The organism is Geminicoccus flavidas, assembly GCF_009806515.1.
Lineage (GTDB): Bacteria > Pseudomonadota > Alphaproteobacteria > Geminicoccales > Geminicoccaceae > Geminicoccus > Geminicoccus flavidus.
Map to the genome: position 1 here is coordinate 1 of NZ_WUJP01000315.1, position 2,082 is coordinate 2,082.

2 protein-coding genes are annotated in these 2,082 nt (G+C 70.8%); both read right to left on the minus strand.

Translation table 11 applies throughout. From position 1 onward, the window contains the following. Positions 1–1,113 (minus strand): murein biosynthesis integral membrane protein MurJ (gene murJ / locus EQG76_RS08685; RefSeq protein WP_159712496.1); only part of this gene is annotated, 1,113 nt, incomplete at its 3' end. 13 nt (positions 1,114–1,126) lie between these two features. Then, the coding region (locus EQG76_RS08690) for an ACT domain-containing protein (protein WP_159712498.1) at positions 1,127–2,082 on the minus strand (956 nt) is incomplete at its 5' end.

Genomic DNA, 2,082 nt, shown 5'->3' on the forward strand with positions numbered 1-2,082 from the left:
GGCCATGACCCGGACCAGCACCGCTGCCGGCAGGCCCAGGGCGAAGGCCTGCAGGGCCGCGGCGGTGGCGACCGTGGCCGTCGTGTCGAACGCCCCCCGGCCGAACAGGATCCCCACGATCGGCAGGGCCAGCGCGGTGAGCCCGGCGGCCGCCGGCAGAGTGAGCAGGAGGGCGATCTCGACCGCCTGGTCGCGCACCGCCCGGGCCTCCTCCAGCCGGCCTTCCGCCATCCTTCGCGCCACGATCGGCAGGAGTGCCGTGGAGATGGCCACGCCGATCAGCCCCAGCGGCAACTGGGCCAGCCGGTCGGCGAAATAGAGGAAGGACACCGCCCCCGGGGCCAGGACGGTCGCCATTACCGTCACCACCACGACGTTGACCTGGTAGATGCCGGCACTGGCGATGCCCGGCAGGATGCGGCGTGCCAGCGGGCGGAGCTGCGGGTCGGCGAAGTCGGTGCGTGGCCGGATCATGGCACCGGCATGCCTGCAGGCGGTCCAGAGCAGCAGGAGCTGCAGCACGCCGGCTACGGGCAGGGCCAGGGCCAGCACGCGCGCCAACGCCACGGGCTCACCCTGGTACGCGAGCAGCACGGCGATCATCACGAGGTTGAGGATCACCGGTGCCGCTGCCGCGGCGGCAAAGCGGCCCAGTACGTTCAACACACCGCCCAGCAGTGCCGCCAGCGACACGAACATGATGAAGGGGAAGGTGCGCCTGGCGAGCTCCACCGCGAGCTCCCGGCGCGGGTCGAGCGGGTCGAAGCCCGGGGCCAGCACCAGGATGAGCAGCGGCATGGCGACCAGCGCCAGGCCGGTGGCCGCGGTCAGCACCAGGCCCAGTGCGGTCAGCGCCCGGTCAGCGAACGCCAGCGCCCTGGACCTGCCGTCACTGGCCAGGATCTGGCTGAACAGCGGGACGAAAGCGGCGGAGAAGGCGCCCTCGGCGAACAGCCGGCGCAGGAGGTTCGGCAGCTTGAACGCCACCAGCAGTGCGTCGGCGGCCACGCCGGCTCCCAGGCTCTGCGCCAGGAGGACATCGCGCAGGAAGCCCAGGAGGCGCGAGGCCAGGGTCGCGGCCGAGACGATCGAGGATGCGCGCAGCCAGCCCAAACATTCTTCCCGGTCAGGTCAGGCTTAGCGCCTCGGTGAGCTGCTTTTGCACCTTCATGACCTTGCTGCGCACCGTGACCTTCATGCCGAACACGTCCTTGACATAGAACACGTCGACGACGCGCTCGCCATAGGTGCTGATATGCGCGGAGCTGATCACCAGGCCCAGCTCCTTGAGCGCCTTGGCCAGGTCGAACAGCAGGCCCGGCCGGTCGCGGCCATTGACCTCGATGACGGTGTGGGTGCGGCTCGCATTGTTGTCGAGCAGCACGCGCGGCTCGACCCGGAACACATCGGCGCGGGCCGGCAGGCTGCGCCGCCCCGCCAGGGCCTTTTCCAGCCAGATCTCGCCGGACAGGGCGCGGATCAGGTTGTCGCGGATCCGCTGGAAGCGCTCGGGGTCGTCCACCGCCGCATGCTTGCCCGCGTCCTGGAAGCCCAGCATGTCCAAGGCCGTGCCGTCGGTCGTGGTGAAGATGTGCGCATCGACGATGCTGGCACCGCCCAGAGCGATCGCCCCCGCCACCTTCATGAACAGGCCGGGATGGTCCGGCGCGTAGAGCAGGAGCTCGGAGCGGGCGCGGAACTTGTCGACCCGAAAATCGATGCCGATCGGCAGGGACTGGCTCTCGGTGCGGCGGATCAGCCCCGCATGGCGGACCAGGTCCTCGGTGGCAAAGCCCAGCCAGTAACGCGGGTCGTGCCGGGCGAGGTGCCGGTCGATGCGCTCCTGCGTCCACCAGCTGTCCGGCTCGGCCAGCAATGCCTGCGCCAGCTCGGCCTTCGCCCGGTTGGCCCGGCTGGCGCGCCGCCCGCGCAGGTCGCCGGACTGCAGCGCCGCCTCGGCCTCGCCGTGCAGCTCGCGCAGGAGCTGGCCCTTCCAGCCATTCCACACGTTGGGACCGACCGCGCGGATGTCGCACACGGTCAGCACCAGCAGGAGCTTCAGGCGCTCGGGCGACTGCACCA